General features: G+C 63.8%; 12 protein-coding genes. 5 read left to right on the top strand and 7 right to left on the bottom strand.

What is annotated here, in order from left to right:
• Positions 1-77: 77 nt before the first annotated feature.
• Positions 78-1,700 (top strand): alkaline phosphatase family protein, encoded by a 1,623-nt coding sequence (locus IPM12_13490; GenBank protein MBK9148816.1) that lies wholly within the window; start codon positions 78-80, stop codon positions 1,698-1,700.
• On the opposite strand, the gene IPM12_13485 is transcribed toward IPM12_13490, so the two are convergent.
• Entirely contained in the window at positions 1,678-2,652 is a 975-nt protein-coding gene (locus IPM12_13485; protein ID MBK9148815.1) for a hypothetical protein, read from the bottom strand. The genes IPM12_13490 and IPM12_13485 overlap by 23 nt on opposite strands.
• Positions 2,649-2,969, bottom strand: a complete 321-nt coding sequence (locus IPM12_13480; protein ID MBK9148814.1) for a tetratricopeptide repeat protein — start codon at positions 2,967-2,969, stop codon at positions 2,649-2,651. The genes IPM12_13485 and IPM12_13480 overlap by 4 nt, the downstream gene beginning before the upstream one ends.
• Before the next feature lie 83 nt (positions 2,970-3,052).
• Between IPM12_13480 and IPM12_13475 the strand changes: the two genes are divergently transcribed.
• The 4 genes from IPM12_13475 to IPM12_13460 are packed head-to-tail and all read left to right on the top strand — an operon-like array spanning position 3,053 to position 11,797.
• Entirely contained in the window at positions 3,053-5,236 is a 2,184-nt protein-coding gene (locus IPM12_13475; protein MBK9148813.1) for a S8 family peptidase, read from the top strand.
• A 30-nt stretch (positions 5,237-5,266) separates the two neighbouring features.
• Positions 5,267-6,490, top strand: coding sequence for an S-adenosylmethionine:tRNA ribosyltransferase-isomerase (locus IPM12_13470; GenBank protein ID MBK9148812.1), 1,224 nt, complete (start codon positions 5,267-5,269; stop codon positions 6,488-6,490).
• 44 nt (positions 6,491-6,534) lie between these two features.
• Positions 6,535-8,682: a tetratricopeptide repeat protein gene (locus tag IPM12_13465; protein ID MBK9148811.1), complete on the top strand. Its 2,148-nt coding sequence runs from the start codon at positions 6,535-6,537 to the stop codon at positions 8,680-8,682.
• A gap of 1 nt (position 8,683) precedes the next feature.
• Positions 8,684-11,797 carry a hypothetical protein gene (locus IPM12_13460; GenBank protein MBK9148810.1) on the top strand — a complete coding sequence of 1,038 codons (3,114 nt, stop codon included), beginning with the start codon at positions 8,684-8,686 and terminating at the stop codon, positions 11,795-11,797.
• Here IPM12_13460 and IPM12_13455 read toward each other — a convergent pair.
• The 5 genes from IPM12_13455 to IPM12_13435 form a co-directional block, all read right to left on the bottom strand.
• Positions 11,774-12,352, bottom strand: coding sequence for a CoA pyrophosphatase (locus IPM12_13455; GenBank protein MBK9148809.1), 579 nt, complete (start codon positions 12,350-12,352; stop codon positions 11,774-11,776). The genes IPM12_13460 and IPM12_13455 overlap by 24 nt on opposite strands.
• Before the next feature lie 47 nt (positions 12,353-12,399).
• Positions 12,400-12,885 (bottom strand): hypothetical protein, encoded by a 486-nt coding sequence (locus IPM12_13450; protein ID MBK9148808.1) that lies wholly within the window; start codon positions 12,883-12,885, stop codon positions 12,400-12,402.
• Between the two features lie 60 nt (positions 12,886-12,945).
• Positions 12,946-13,479: an SET domain-containing protein-lysine N-methyltransferase gene (locus IPM12_13445; protein MBK9148807.1), complete on the bottom strand. Its 534-nt coding sequence runs from the start codon at positions 13,477-13,479 to the stop codon at positions 12,946-12,948.
• 206 nt (positions 13,480-13,685) lie between these two features.
• The gene (locus tag IPM12_13440; protein ID MBK9148806.1) at positions 13,686-14,531 is read right to left on the bottom strand and encodes a hypothetical protein; all 846 of its coding nucleotides are present in this window, start codon (positions 14,529-14,531) and stop codon (positions 13,686-13,688) included.
• A 102-nt stretch (positions 14,532-14,633) separates the two neighbouring features.
• On the bottom strand, positions 14,634-16,250 hold the full coding sequence (locus IPM12_13435) for a PQQ-dependent sugar dehydrogenase (GenBank protein ID MBK9148805.1): 1,617 nt from the start codon (positions 16,248-16,250) through the stop codon (positions 14,634-14,636).
• Positions 16,251-16,263: the final 13 nt, after the last annotated feature.

The raw sequence follows: 16,263 nt of genomic DNA, 5'->3' as shown, positions 1-16,263 counted from the left end.
ATATGATCAAGATGTCGTCGGGCCGATGCAATGCATCGACGTTGCGGTTGGCCGTGTTGGCGGCAGCCACCATCCGCATGCTGCCGCAAGGAGCAATCGCTCAGCCGCCCGCCTACCAGCAGCCGCCCAAGCTCATCGTCGGCATCGTGATCGACCAGATGCGCACGGACTACATCTACCGCTTCTGGGACAACTTCGGCGAAGGCGGATTCAAACGGCTCTGCACGAATGGCGCCTTCCTCCGCGATGCGCACTTCGATTACGTGCCCACCGAAACCGGGCCGGGGCATGCCAGCGTCTTCACCGGTACCGTGCCATCACGGCACGGCGTGGTGGCCAATGACATGTATGTGCGCGCCACCGGGAAGACGCTCTACTGCGCGGCCGGTCCTGACACGATCCTTGGCGTAGGCATCGATAGCGTAGCCGGGCGCAAGTCGCCAATGAACCTGCTGGCAACGACCATTGCTGATGAGCTTGAGCGCCGCTTCGATGGCCGGAGCCGCACCATCGGAATCGCCTTCAAGGACCGCGGAGCCATCCTGCCTATCGGGCGCACCGGCGATGCGGCGTACTGGTTCGGCGGCGGAGCCGATGGCGCATTCGGCACGAGCACTTGGTACATGCGTGAGTTGCCGTCGTGGGTGCAGCAATTCAACGGCGAGCGCTTGGCGGCCAGCTACCTCGGACGCACATGGGATCCCTTGTTGCCGCGTGATCGATACCACACGCCGCTGCCGGACGACAACCCGTACGAGATACCGCTCACCGGAGCCGCTGCGCCCACCTTGCCGGTTGACCTGAAGGCCTTGCACCAAGCGAGCGGATCCACGGGCATCATCGCTTACACGCCGTGGGGCAATACGCTCACCACGGACTTCGCATTGGCCGCCATTGAAGCCGAGCAGCTCGGTGCCGACGCGGTCACCGACCTGCTCGCGCTCAGCTACAGCAGCCCTGACATCCTCGGCCACCGCGTTGGGCCGCGCGCCATCGAATTGGAGGACCTGTACCTGCGCCTCGATCAGGACATCGCGCGGCTGCTCGAAGAGCTCGATAAGCGGGTGGGACCGGATGCGTACACGCTGTTCCTCACCGCGGATCACGCAGCGCTGGATGTGCCGTCGTACCTCGCTTCATTGAAGGGCAGCGCGGGCTACCCCGACGCGGCGGCCATGCAGCGAGGACTGAATGCCGAGCTCGCGCGGCGCTTCGGGCCTGGCAAGTGGGTGCGCGCCATGATCAACGAGCAGGTCTTCCTGAACGATTCACTGATTCGCGCGAAGAAGCTCTATGCCGAGCGCGTGCAGCGTGCAGCCGCGGATTTCCTGCTCACCGATCCGCTTGTCGCGGAAGCGCTCACCGCGAGGGATCTCTCGCGCTTCACATACACGGATGGCCTGCGGCGCTTGCTCCAGCGCGGCTTCATGCCGCAGCGCAGCGGCGATGTGCTCTTCGCCTATCGTCCGGGCTTTTTCGAGGGGTATGGGCCCGCACCGACCAAAGGCACCACGCACGGCAGCGGCTGGAACTACGACACGCACGTGCCTATCCTTCTCTTCGGTCAAGGCATCCGTCCCGGCAACGTCCTACGGCGCAGCTCCATCACCGACATCGTCCCCACCATCAGCATGATCGTGGGCCTGACGATGCCCGACGCATGCACTGGCTCAGTGATCACCGAGGCGCTGTTACGCTGACTTCCGGCTTTTCCTCGCTCAGCCTATCGACCAGCCAGGGCGCTGGCAAGGCGATGCTCTCCTTGATCACCTGGTACCAGCCGTAATAGTTGCCCCACCAGCTCCAGCGGTGGCACCACGGGTCGTCGAGTGCAACGATGCCCACCGGAGATCCCTGCCGCGCGATGCGATGCATCTTCCAGGTGCGGCGCGCGTGCACGGCGAGCGTGGCCACATCGTAGGCGGCGATGCCGTTCGCCCGTGCATGCGCATCCATGTCGCGCGCAGCGCTATAGGTCTTGCTGCGCTCCACTTTCCAGGAGGGGAGCACGGTGATGCGGGCCTTATCGATGCCCAAGCCGATGAGCTTCTGCTTGCTTTGGTGCGCGTAGGTCGGCGTGCCTTCGGTGCGCGTTCCATCGGCGTGCGCGATGCTCACGCGAATGCCATCGGCGTGCGCGTTGGCGCCGTTGATGCGCAGCTCCTTGAGGAAAGCCGCAGCATGGGAAGCAGGCATCGCGCCTGGCATCGCCACGATTATCCTTATCGATCCGAGCGCCCGCGCAGACGCGTGCAAGGCCTCTTCGTGCATCCCGAGCACATGGTGGAGTATTGGTCGGCCATCGGCTTGCACGACAATCGCTTCCATCGGCGATCCGGCCATCCGCAGATCGATCCTGGCATCGCGGGGGGAGGGGAATCCAAGGGTAAGCGTATCGCCTTGCATCAGGTAATAGGCCAAGGGCCGCACGGTTCCGGTGACCACGATCCGCTCGTACCCGCCTTCCTTGAATCGTTCCGCCGCAGCTTCCAGGCCTTGGTCATGCATCCAGCCTTCCACCACCAAGATGCAGCTGCCGCTGGTGCGTGTCACCGCCCAATAGGGATGGAGCGCCACGGAAACAAGCGCTACGAAGAGCACCCATGCAAGCGCCGCGCGCAAGAGCCAGCGTTTCCAGCCTCGCCGCCTCATGCGTCGGCGATTCCCTCCTTCAAGGCGGCGAGTTCGACCCGAGCCTTGTGGTCCTCAGCTACGGTGCAGCGCAGCATGCCGGCCTCGCAGCAAGCGATGGCCTCCTCGAACCGGCTCTGCTCGGCCAGCAGCACGGCGAGCTGGTAGTAGCTGGGGATATGCTCCGGCTTCTCGCCGATCAGTGATTCAAGGCTGGCGATGGCCTGCTCCAATTCGCCGAGGCGTTTCAGCTCCAAAGCGATCGCATAGCGCAAGAAGGCGTCGCCCGGCTCTTCGGCAAGCCAGGCCCGCAGCTGCATCAATCGGTCGGCGCTCATCTATCAACTGGAAGCGTGCGAAAGTAGGATCGCTGCCGGCGGACGGTGAGGGCGCCGTTACTTCGGTCCTTCAATCAACGCCGATGCGAACCTTCACCGCCCTCGCGTGCTCACTTCTTGTCTCCTTCTTGATCGCGCAGCCCAAGATGCCCGCGACCACCAGGGCCGACATCGCTTTGCTGAAGGCCCTGACCGAAAAGGAACCGGACGCGCGCAAGCTCACGGAACTCGCCCAAGGCGTTCATCCGGTTGCGCTGGTGCATGGTCGCTGCATGGTGGGCTTCCTGGCGAAGGAAGATGCGGGATTCGACCCGACCGATGCAGCGAGCGCGCACGTCACGATCGGTGCTCGGGTCGGCGGCATCGTTTCCATCCGTGTCGATGCCTACCACCTCGAGGATGCGCTCTCGATCCCCGGGATCAGCTACCTCGAATTGGCCGGCCAGGCCCGGCCCGACATGGATAAGGTGCTCTGGACCACGCGCGCCGATAGCGTCCATCGCGGCATCAACCTGCCCATGCCCTACACCGGCCGTGATGTGCTCATCGGCATCTGCGACTGGGGCTTCGACTACACGCATCCTGACCTCTACGACACGCTGCTCACGCAATCACGGATCCGCGCTGCCTGGGACCAGTACAAGCAGAGCGGGCCATCGCCGACCGGATTCCCCTATGGAACGGAGTACGGCAGTGCTGCTGAATTGATGGCCGCTGGTTCCGATACGGCGAACATCTACAGCTACCACTACCACGGCACGCACGTGGCGGGCATCGCAGGTGGAAGCGGCGCCGGGACGCCCTATCGCGGGGTGGCCTTCGAGTCTCAATTCCTGCTGGCCACCTGGCTGATCGATGCTGCCGCCGTGATGGATTGCTACGCCTGGATGAAACAGATAGCCGATGCCGACCAGAAGCGCCTCGTGATCAACCAGAGCTGGGGGCTGCATCACATCGGCACACTCGATGGCAACTCCCTCCTGAGCCAGGCCATCGATGCGCTCTCGGCCCAAGGTGTGGTCTTCGTGAATTCGGCCGGCAACAACGGCGATGTGCAGTTCCACCTGAAGAAGGCCTTCACCGGCGACACGCTCCGCTCGCGCATCCAGTTCTACAACTACACCGCCAATGCGAACATGTGGGGGCAGAGCATCAGCCTGTGGGGTGAGGCCGGACAAGCCTTCAGCGCCGGCTTCCTCGTCACCAACAACAGCAATCAGGTGCAGGCCGAATCGCCGTGGTACTACACAGCCACGCAGCAGCCGTATTTCGACAGCCTGATCGTGGTGGGCACCGACACGGTCTTCTTCAACCTGACCGCCGATGCGGCGCATCCGCTCAATGGCCGCCCGCACTTCAGGCTCCGGGTGAAGAACCGCAGCGCGTATTTGAAAGTGGTGCTGAAGGCCACCGCCACCAGCGGCACCGTGCATGCGTGGAACGTCACCGAGCTGGTGACCGATGTGGGCAATTGGGGACAGGCCTTTCAAGCCTCCATGGCGGGCTGGGCAGCGGGCGATACCCAGTACGGCATCAGCGAGCCGGCCACGACCGAGAGCCTGATCAGCGTGGCGGCATTCAGCAGCGAGTACCTCTTGAGCAATGGCAGCGTGCAAGGCGGCACCATCGCCTCATTCTCCTCATTCGGGCCTACCCTCGATGAACGCGTGAAGCCCGACATCGCTGCCCCGGGGATGAGCGTGTCTTCGGCCATCAGCTCCTTCACCGATGCGAGCTACAACCCCAACCAGACCATCACCTTCCAAGGCCAGCCCTACACGTTCGCGCGCCTCTCGGGCACCAGCATGTCGTCGCCCGTGGTGGCGGGCATCGCAGCGCTGCTGCTCGATGCCGACCCAACGCTCACACCAGCCCAAGTGAAGGATGTTATCAAATCGACCGCGAGGACGGACGTGCACACGGGCGTGATCCCGGCTGGCGGCAGCTTGCGCTGGGGCATGGGCAAGGTGAATGCCTATCGCGCGATCACCGAAGCGCTCGGGGTCGTAGCGGTGCCGGGCCTGGGTGCACTGGAGATCGGCATTTGGCCGAATCCGGCCTCCTCCGAGCTGTTCGTGGCCTGGCCATTCGTGGCAGCGCGGGCGCGGATATCCATTGCCGATGCTGCCGGACGCTTGGTGCTGGAGCAAGGGGCGGTGTCCGCTTCTATGCTGCTGGTCGATGTGTCCGCGCTCGCGCGGGGCTCGTACATGCTCACGGTCCAGGCCGATGATGCCCGCACCTTGGCGCCTTTCGTGAAGCACTGAGCCGCGATCTTCGCGCGCCATTGCCGCTCCATGCATCCGCGCGAGCTCACCATCGCCGATTTCACCTACGAGCTGCCCGAGGGGCGCATCGCGCAGCAGCCCCTTGCGGAGCGCGATGCGAGCAGATTGCTCGTATGGCGCGATGGCCGGATCAACGACCGCCGGTTCCGCGAGCTGCCGGAGGAATTGCCACGAGGAGCGCTGCTGGTGCTGAACGAGACCAAGGTGGTGAATGCGCGGCTCATCTTCCGCCGCAGCTCCGGAGCGCGCATCGAGGTGCTTTGCCTTTCACCTTCGCCGGGCGCCCCGGTCGAACTCGCCTTGGCGCACACGGGATCGAGCCTTTGGCATTGCTTCATCGGCAATGCGAAGCGCTGGAAGGAAGGGGAGGAGCTGGTGCTTTCGTCTGGCGGCGTGGAGATCACCGCAACGCGTGCGGGCAACGATAAGGTGCGCTTCAATTGGCGGCCTTTGGGGAAGACCTTCGCCCAGGTGCTCGAAGCGCTGGGCCATGTGCCCCTGCCTCCCTACATGAAGCGTGCGGATGCCCCAACGGACAAGGAGCGGTATAACACGGTGTTCGCGGAGCGTCCGGGATCGGTGGCTGCGCCGACGGCCAGCCTGCATTTCACACCCGCCATGCTGGAATCCCTGCAAGCACTGGGCATTGACACCACACGTCTCACCCTGCACGTCGGGGCGGGGACCTTCCTGCCCGTGAAGAGCGAGCGCATGGAGGGGCACACGATGCATGAGGAAGAGGTGAGCGTGACGCGCGCGGCCATCAAGCTGATCCTGGAGCGCTGGGGCCGCTCACCGATCATCGCTGTAGGCACCACGGCACTGCGCACGCTCGAGAGCCTCTACTGGCATGGGTTGATGCTCGTGAACGGTGCTGCGGATGCGGATCTGCGTATCCGGCAATGGGAGCCGTATGAGGCATCGGGTGAGCCGCGATCGCCGCTCGAGTGCTTGGAGGCGGTGCTCGCCGATCTCGACCGCCGAGGCGCTGATCGGCTCACTGGCCGCACGCAGCTGCTCATCGCCCCCGGGTACCGCTTCCGGGTGGTCGATGGGCTGATCACCAACTTCCATCAGCCGCAGAGCACCTTGCTGCTGCTCGTGGCCGCTTTCGTGGGGCCGGACTGGCGGCGCATCTACGCTCACGCCCTGGCCAAGGGCTATCGTTTCCTCAGTTACGGCGATGCCTCGCTGCTCTGGCGGGCGGACAGGCTTTCAACCGTGGAAGCATGACTTCCACCGGCTTTGCGCAGTCCCCTATTTTCGCGCGGCCCGCCATGCTGCTCCTGCGACTTCCCGCGCTCGTCATCGCCTTGTTCCTCGGCCTTGTGCTGCACGCCCAATCGGGCAAAGCCTTCCTGAAGGAGGGCAACAAGCTGCTCGATCAGCAGCAGTTCGAGCAGGCGGTCGAGAAGTTCTCCTTTGCCATCCGCACCGATCCCAAGCTCGTGAAGGCGTACATGGGCCGAGCCGACGCTTATGCCTCCCTGGGCCGCATGGCCGAGCGCGCCGCCGATCTCGCGCAAGTGGCGCATCTCATGCCTGCGGACGCGCCTTTCGCCATAGCAGCCTCTGGGGCTTATGCCGACCTGGATAGTACCGCCAAGGCCCGAGCGCTCGCAGATCAGGCCGTGCGCGTGGCGCCGAAGAACCAGGCCGCGCAGATGGCGCTTGCCCGCGCATGCCTCAAAGCCGGCGATCTTGATTGCGCCTCGCGCGCTTCGGACCAAGCGCTCGCCATCAAGGCCACGACCGACAGCTACTACCTGCATGGCCTCGTGCGCAGCGCTACCCGCGATTACAAGACCGCGGAGTTCGACCTGGACAAGGTGATTGAATGGAACCACCTCTACGAACCCGCTTACGTGGCCGTGAGCGAAGTCCAGCTGGCCCTCTACGAGCTCTACACTGGTCCAACGATGAAGGCCCGCACATTGGAGAAGGCCATCGAGAAATGCACGCGCGCCCTCGAACTGAACCCGCAGAGCACCGATGCGCTCTTCGTGCGCAGCAAGGCGCTCGCCCACCAGAAGGAATATACCAAGGCCATCGACGATGTGAGCCGGTGCATGGCGCTGGGCCGCAGCGATCGCGCTGTGTACATCCAGCGCGCCCTCTACTACAAGGGCTTCGGCCAGCACCAGAACGCAGTGAACGACCTCAACCGCATCATCCTCGCCGATGCCAGCGATGCCGCAGCCTTGCGCCTGCGCGCGGAATGCCGCGAGGCCAATGTGGACCTCGACGGCGCCCTCAAGGACATCGATGCCGCTCAACGGGTGATGGAAGCCGCTGGGACGCTCGACGCCGATCAACGCAATGCACTCGATGCCACGCGCACGCGGATCGCAGGGCTCATCTTCGAGCAGAACCGCGAGGCCGATCCGCCCTCCATCACCGTGGTGAAGCCATTCCGCATCGGTACGGTGGCCAAGGTCTCCAGTTCCGAGGCGGTCGTGGAGGTGAGCGGTTACGTGCGCGACAAGAGCTTGATCAAATCCATCATGGTGAACGGCAAGGCGGCCGACTACACCAAGGACGAGAAGGACCCCATGTTCGTGACCACCATCGCCTTGGACCGCGAAGCCAAGGAGATCGTGGTGCAGGCCACCGACCTCTATGAGAACTTCACCAGCGAGGTGCTCGAGGTGGAGCGCAGTGAGGGCACGGCCCCTATGATCGCGCTTACGGCACCGAAGGCCAGCGGCGATCAGGAACTCACGCTCCCGGCCGGCAAGGCCGAGGTCTTTCTGGAAGGAACCGTATCCGATGCCAGCCTCATCCGCCTGATCACGGTGAACGGCCAGAGCGCCAGCTACGCGCCTGACCGCTTGAACCCCGACTTCTCCATCAAGCTGGACCTGAAGGAGGCGGACCAGTTCACCTTGCGCACCGAGGATCAGTTCGGCAATTCAACAGAGCAGACCTGGACGGTGAAGCGCGCGGCTGAAGCCGTTGCTGTGGTTAAACCCGTGCCGAGCGAGACGAGCACGGCCCCAGTGAGCAAGGCCGGCACTTGGGTGGTGCACATCGAGAACACGAACTACCGCAACTTCCCCGCGGCCCAGGCCTCGGATGCGAGCAAGATGCAGAAGGCCTTCGCCAGCTACCAGGTGCAGCGCACCATCAGCAAGAAGAACCTCACCAAGGAGCAGATGGAGCGCTTCTTCAACGTGGAACTGCGCGACCTCGCCCGCACCAACAAGGTGGGCACCATCCTGGTGTGGTTCAGCGGACATGGCCGCACCGCTGGCGGCAAAGCCTATTGGATCCCCGTGGATGGCAAGAAGGACGACATCTACAGCTACTACAATTACGGCGCCCTCAAGGCCCAGATGCAGAACTACAGTGAGAGCGTGACCAATACCGTGGTGGTGAGCGATGCCGCCGCCGGAGACGCATCCTTCTTCGACCTGACCCGCTGATATGCGCGACATACGCTCATTCCTTGTTGTGCTGATCGCCCTGGCGATTGCCGGGGCCGCCCAAGCGCAGCGCTACTTCTTCGAGAATATCAGCAACCAGCAAGGGCTGCCCGCCGTGAAAGTGTATTGCGCGGCGCAGAGCACCGACGGCATCATCTGGGTGGGCACCGAGTCGGGCCTGGCCAGCTACGACGGCATCAGCGTGGTGGATCACGGCACCGGCGAAGGCACCGCTTCTGGCGGCGTATTCTCCCTGCTCGTTGACCGCGAAGGCAGCGTGTGGGCCGGCCACCTTGACGGCGGCATCACATGGACCAACGGCCGGGTTTTCCGCGCATGTGCGCTCGGCCAAGGCGTCAGCAGCGCCATCACGGCATGGGTGCAGGAGAGGAGCGGCAGCATTCTGGTGGCCACCATGGGCGCCGGCCTTTGGCGGATCCAAGGGGCGCCCGCCGAGGATGGCACGCTGAGCGCATCCCGCATCCTGGCCGATCAAGGGCTGAAGGAGCACCTGCTCACCATGGCCGCATTGCCCGATGGCCGCATCGGTTTCGTCACCGGCAGTGGCGGCATGCAGGTCACCGATGGCTCTGTCGTTTCAGAGTTCAACATCCCAGGTGTCCCGGACATATTCGGGCGCACTTCGCTCTTCGTTGATTCCAAAGGCAGCACTTGGGTGGGCACGCAAGGAGGCGGTGCGTTCCGTTGCACCGCCGATGGCAGATGCGATCGCTTCGACATCCTCACCGGTTTGCGCAGCAACACCATCTACTGCTTCGGCGAGGACGGCGATGGCCAGGTATGGATCGGTACCACCGATGGAGGCGCCAGCTGCGTGACGGCCGAAGGGGTGCGCACCTACGGCCCGGACAATGGCTTGCACGGCCGTGCCATCCGCTGCCTCGTGCGCGATCGTGAGGGCAACATGCTCATCGGCATGTACGAGAGCGGCTTCGACATATTCAAGGGCGATCGCTTCATCACCTACGGCGAAGCCGAGGGCCTCAATGACCCCAAGGTCTTCGCGGTCATGGAGGACCGCAACCAACGCGTCTGGTTCGGCACCAATGCAGGCATCGTGGTGCTCGATGCACAAGGCAAACTCATCGAGCAGATAAACGCCCAGAAAGGACAGCTCACTAGCAACTTCGTGCGCTGCTTGGCTGAGGATGATAAGGGCTATGTGTGGGTGGGCACCGAAGGCGGAGGCTTGCTGCGCTATGATCCGCGTTCGAGCCGCTCGCAAGAGGCCATCGAAGTATCGGGCAGCTTGGCCGACCTGCGCGTGACCGCCCTGGCGGTCGGTCAGCCTGGGGAGCTTTGGGTGGGCAGCGTGAACGGACTGTGGCGCTACCTGCCCGGCAGCGGAACGGTGCCCACTCCCTATGGAGAGGAGGACGGCCTCGCCGGCAAGCATGTGATCGCCTTATTCCACGACCGCGATGGCGCCATCTGGGTGGGCAGCAAGAGCAACGGCATCACCCGGATCGATAATGGCAAGGCGCAGCGCATCGACCTGGGCCGCTCATTCGCCGCATCGTGCTTCACGCAGGATAAAGAAGGCCGCCTCTGGGTGGGCACCGAGGGGCAGGGCATCATCGTTCTCAAGGATGGCAAGGAAGCGCAGCGCTTCACCACGGAGCAGGGCCTGCTCAGCAATGTGATCAAGGCGCTGGCCATCGACGATCAAGGCCATGTGTGGATCGGCACCACCAAGGGCCTGAACAAGTGGCGGCACAAGCAGGAGGGCTTCATCGCCTTCACGGAGCGCGCTGGCTTCACAGGCATCGAGGTGAAGCCCAACGCCGTTTGCGCGCTGCGCGATGGCGGCATTCTCTTCGGCACGGTGAATGGCGCCACGCGCGTGGGAAATAAGCAGGAGGTCGAGCGCAATGTGGCACCGCTCGTCACCATCCGCGGATGGACGGTGAACCTTGAAGAGCGCCCGATCAGCGGTGAGGCCAGCCTCAGCCACGATGAGCGCAGCATTCGCGTGCGCTATGGCTGCGTGGCGCTCAGCGATCCCAATGCCGTGCGCTACATGGTCATGCTCGAAGGATTGGAGGAAGACTGGCAGCCCATGACACCGAGTACCGTGGCCGCCTATCCCGCGCTGCCTCCGGGCACCTACACCTTCAAGGTGAAGGCCATGGACCGCAGCGGCCTCTGGAGCGACCCGCCCACGGAACTGCGGTTCACCATACACCCGCCTTGGTACCGCAGCTGGTGGTTCTACACGGCGCTGGCCCTCTTCATCGGCGCCTCGTTATTCAGCTACATCAAGGTGCGCGAGCGGCAGCTGCGCTTGCGCAACATGGTGCTCGAGCAGAAAGTGGAGGAGCGCACCGCTGAGGTGGTGGCGCAGAGCAAGGAGATCGAAGGGCAGAAGGGGCGCATCGAGGACCTGCTGCTCAATATCCTTCCGAAGGAGATCAGTGAGGAGCTGAAGGAGAAGGGCAGGGCCACCGCGCGCAGGCACGAGCAGGTCACCGTGCTCTTCACGGACATGAAGGGTTTCACACGCGTAGCGGAGAAGATGAGCCCCGAGGAGCTCGTGAGCGAGCTTGATACCTGCTTCGTGCAGTTCGATGAGATCGTGGGCCGTTATGGCATCGAGAAGATCAAGACCATCGGTGACAGCTACATGTGCGCGGCCGGCGTGCCCACCAGCGATGCGCGCCATGCCCACAAATGCGTGCTGGCTGCATTGGAGGTGCGCGAGCTCATGGCGCGCTGGCAGGAGGAGCACCGTCTGCTGGGCAAGGAGGGCTGGGCGCTCCGCATCGGCGTGAATACCGGTCCCGTGGTGGCAGGTGTAGTGGGCAAGCGCAAGTTCGCCTACGACATCTGGGGCGATACGGTGAACACCGCCAGTCGCATGGAGAGCAGCGGTGAGGTAGGGGAGGTGAACATCAGCGGCGCCACCTACGCTATCGTGAAGGACCACTTCGAGTGCGTGCACCGCGGGCAGATTGAGGCCAAGAACAAGGGCGCCATCGACATGTACTTCGTGAAGCGCATCAAGGCGCAGTACAGCAGCGACCGCAGCGGCACGCGTCCGAATGAGGAGTTGCTGCGCTACTGCGGCCTCTCAACGGCGAAAGAGCTCGCGTAGCTCGGCGATCATCATGGCCGTGGCGCCCCAGACCACGCGGCCCTGCACATCGAAGTAAGGGATCTCCACGCTGCGGCCCATGATCGCGATGTGCTGTTCGCGCCGCTTCAGGATGTCGTCGCGCAGCAGCAAACTCAGCGGCGCTTCGATCAGCTCAGCCACCTCACGCGGGTCGGGTGAGAAGGGACCTGCTTGTTCCGCGATGGCCACGTAAGGCGTCACCAATGAGCGGCTCGGCGGGATGTACACAGGGCTGAGCGCGCCGAGCACTTCGGCAAGGGGAGTGGCACCGGTCTCCTCAGCGAACTCGCGCAGCGCGGTGGCCTTCAGGTCGGCATCTTCCGGCTCCCAACGTCCGCCGGGGAACGACACCTGCCCGCTGTGAACGCCATCGTAGTCCGGACGGAGCATCAGCAGCACGTGCGCCTCATGGTGCCGTTCATAGATCAGGGCCAGCACGGCGCTCTCGCGCGGCGGAGGGTCAGCGCGGCGCGCGGCCTCCAGATCGGGGCGCTTGTAGCCGCTTAGTTCCAGGAAGGCATCGTGCCCCGGCATGGGACGCGCGAATGAAGCGCGAAGCAACCGCTCGGCATCAACGAGCCTCATCGCGCGCGCTCCAAGCGTTCAACCAGCAGCTGCGCCTCGCGATGGTAGGTGTGCGGCCCTTGGGCGATGCGCTGGGCGCCCGCCGCCGCGCGATCAAGTTGGTTGCTGCACAGCCAGCACAGCACCGTGTACCATTCGCAGGGGTCCTTGTAGCCGGGCACATGGCTATTCTCCAATCGATCGATGCTGAGCTCAGCCTCGTAGGGTTGCCCCACGGCCAATTGGCTCACGGCGAGATAGAGGTAGGCGCGCTCATCGGCGCCCGGCGTGCCCAGGTAGCTCCGCAAGCCGGCGATGGCGCCTTCGTGATCTCCTTGTTTGTACAAGGCCATGGCATCCACGTAGGCGGCATTGGCCGCGTTGCGCGTTCGCCCGCTCACCAGATCCTGATAGGGCGCGAAGGAATCGGCGCAGAGTTCACCCTTGGGTGCAGAGCAGGCGCTCCACCACAGCGCAAGGAGCAGGAGAGGACTGACGCGCATGGCCGCGAAAGTACCTGGTGCTGGCGGCGCAATGACTTGTCCGTGCGCCGTTCCTCGCTTTCAAAGCCCCTTCCGCCAATTCGGGTGCTTATTCATCACCTCGCGGGCCTTCTTCCCCTTGAGCATGGTACCGCGGCACTTGGGCGAACCGCATTTGCAGGCCCAGGTGCGCAGCAGCTTCACGGTGTAGGGCATCTCGAAGTCGAAGCCGTAGTCGTAGGTGATCTCCTCACCGGCCTTGATCGCGCGCAGAGCCTCGATCACCACGTAGTCCTTCTTCGGGTCAGGCCGCTTCTTCTTCTCGCTGTGCACGTAAGCCACGGCGTTGGGGGCGCAGCTGGTGTTGATCCACCGCGCCACGCCGCCGCCGCGATTCGCATCGATTACCCAGTGCCTGTTCAGCGTGAAGAGGAAGGTGTGGCCGGTGCTCACATCGCCGTAGTACTGCTCATCGGCTTCTTCGTGCGTGATGCGCCTTCCGGTGTATTCGACGATGCGCTCGCCTTTGCGGATGCCGGCCGTGGCGAAGACGCCGTTGCCATGGATGCGCGATCGCTTGCGCGCGATCTTCAAGGGCTTCGAGGACTTGGTCATGCAATGCCCAGATTCAAGGGCGCGCAAAGAAAGGAGAAGGATCCGGATGGCATCCGAACATTTCAACCCCACGCGACCTCGGCGCACGGAACCGGGACTGAAAGGCGATGGATGGCATTGATCCACGCACACGGGAAGACACCCGGTGCCGCATTCCCAATGACTCCTGGTTGCTCTGGCGGTGAACCATGTTCTGGTACCATATCTCACTTGCGCTCCTCCTTCGGCGGTGCTTTGAACGGCCGCTTGTCAGGATTCGGGTCGCGCAGGTCGATGTCGCGCTGGTAGCGCCATTCGCCCTTGTGCCAGGTGAAGGCATCGAAGCTCATGTCAGGGCCCATGAGCGCGCCCTTCCCCTGCAGGTCGGCGCGGATCGGTGCCAGGTGATCCAGCACGATGCGACCCTGCTCTCGCTCATGGCGCAGCATCATGGTGGCATTGAATGCGAAGGCGAACACCTTGCGCTGCTCGCGCAGCTTCCCCTTGCCGAACAGCGGTGCTCCGAAGCGCGGCTTGTTCCCTCGGAAGCTGAGCACTTCGATCACCTTGCGCGTCTCGGTGGCGGTGTGTCCCTTCCAGCCCAAGAGCGTGTACCAGGTCCGCCCGCCCTTCTTCACGGGTATCACATCGTAGTAAAGCGCCCCGTACCAGCGGTCGGCGCTGAGCTCGGCTAGTTCCGGGTTGGCCATGCCGCTGGTCATGTCGCGCAGTTCATGCAGGGTGGTGAGCTTGCCTTTGCGCGCAAGCAGGAAGCCCTCGTAGCGGTGGGTGCCATCGGCCTGTGGCAGGTTCCACGTGATCAGGCGGAAGCTGCCATCGTGCGCGTCCACACGGCTCAAGGGCAGATCGGCAAGGTCCAGTGCCATCGCGCCGGGCGCATCGAGCAAGGCGCGCAATGCGGTCTTCAGCTTCGCGCTCGCGGCCTCACGTTCAAGGTCAGCATTCGCAGCGGCCAGCAGCTTGGCTTGTTCAATGGCTTGAGCCCTTGCATCGGGCTGCGCCGATGCCGAGGCGAGCATTGCTGCGAACAGGAAGGACAAGGCGTGCCTCATGAGGTCATGACTCCAACGCTGCGAAGGTCGCTCATGGTGCGTTCCATGAACGACCGGAGCCCTGAAGCAAGGCTACAGGGCTCCGCAAGGACCATGTCCCGATCAGTGCGCGATGGGCACTTGGCGATTCAGGATCAACCGGCCGTCGGCAGCACTCAAGCGCACGGTGTAGAGGCCGGCATTGAGCTTTTCGGTGTTGAGCATCAAGGGGCCGCTGGTGCCGATTGCCGCTGAAAGGGCCACGCGGCCCTGCGCATCGATCAGGTCGGCCACGGTGCCGGCAGCAGCGCCTTCGATCTGGATCGAAGCATTCGCAGGCACGGGCTTGATCGTGATGCCGTTCGCATCAACCGCCGAAATGCCCGTGGTGGTCACATCGATGGTGTTCGAGAAGAGCAGGCAGCCGGTCTGCGTGGTGGCCAGCACCCTGTAGCTGCCATTCACCGTGGGTGCGAAGCTCTGGTTGGTGGCGCCGTTCACCAAGGTGGCGCCCAGGTACCATTGGTAACTGATGGCATCGTTGCTGGTGAGCATGTTGCCATCCAAACTGATCACGGGCGCCGGGGCGGTGCACTGCTCCTTGATGCGGTAGATGCGGCCGTTGCTCACGTTGGCAGCGAAGAGCTCGCCATCAAGGTTCTCGACGATGGCGGACCAGCCAGTGATGCCGGATGCGAGCACTTGCGTGCGCACCCAGGCACCGAACTCATCGCGCACGATGGCATAGAACTGCCCGCCACAGTAATCAGTGTACACGTGCTTGCCCTCAAGGCGCCAGTAGGTGGGTCCGCGATAGGTGCGTCCACCGATGATCGAGCACCAGCCCTGCTGGCTCTGGTTGTGGTGCGCAATGGGCGCTATGTACGAGGCGGCGGGCTGGCAGCCGCTGGTGTTATACGCGCTGTTGCCCTCGTAGCAGCGCCAGCCGAAGTTGGGGCCGCTGTTATCGCCAGCGGGCCAGAAGTCGAGCTCTTCCACGGCATTCTGGCCCACGTCCCCGATGAAAAGGTCGCCGTTCAAACGGTCGAAGCCCCAGCGCCAGGGGTTGCGAAGGCCGCTGGCGAAGATCTCGGGCAGGGTATCGGTGGCCGTGGCGAATGGGTTGTCGGCAGGCACGGTCCATCCCGATGCGCCGCTCACGTCAATGCGCATCATCTTGCCCAGCTTGCTGGTCATGGTCTGCGCATAGTTCTGCGGGTCGCCGCCGCTGCCGCCGTCGCCGAAGCCGATGTAGAGCATGCCATCGGGGCCGAAGTCGATGTCGCCGCCGTTGTGGTTGGAGTATGGTTGCGTTGCCGTGTAGAGGATCTCCTCACTCATGGGGTCGGCCACGTTGGGGTCAGCGCTCACGGTGAAGCGCGATACCCGGCTGGTGCCATTGCCCGCACCGTTGATGTAGTACACGTAGAATCGGCCATTGTCAGCATAGCCGGGATCGAAGCAGAGCCCCAGCAGGCCCTGCTCGCCGCCGGTGCTGTTCACCTGCGTGGTGATGTTGAGGAAGTCCGTGGGCAGGATGCTGCCGTCGGGCTGAACGATGCGGATACGGCCGCCGCGCTGCACGGCGAACAGCCGCTCGTCGCCGCAATGCGCGATATCAACGATGCTGGTGAGGCCGGTGGCCATCTGCTCCAGCTGCAAGGTCACCGGCGTCTCCTGCGCACGTCCCACGAGCGCCATGCCCAGAGCGATGGCGGGGGTGAGGGTCCTGATCTTCATTCCATTGGGTTTG

It is taken from the genome of Flavobacteriales bacterium, assembly GCA_016716605.1.
Lineage (GTDB): Bacteria > Bacteroidota > Bacteroidia > Flavobacteriales_F > PHOS-HE28 > PHOS-HE28.
The sequence above is the reverse complement of the archived record's forward strand: the minus strand, read 5'-3'. Positions and strand labels throughout refer to the sequence as shown.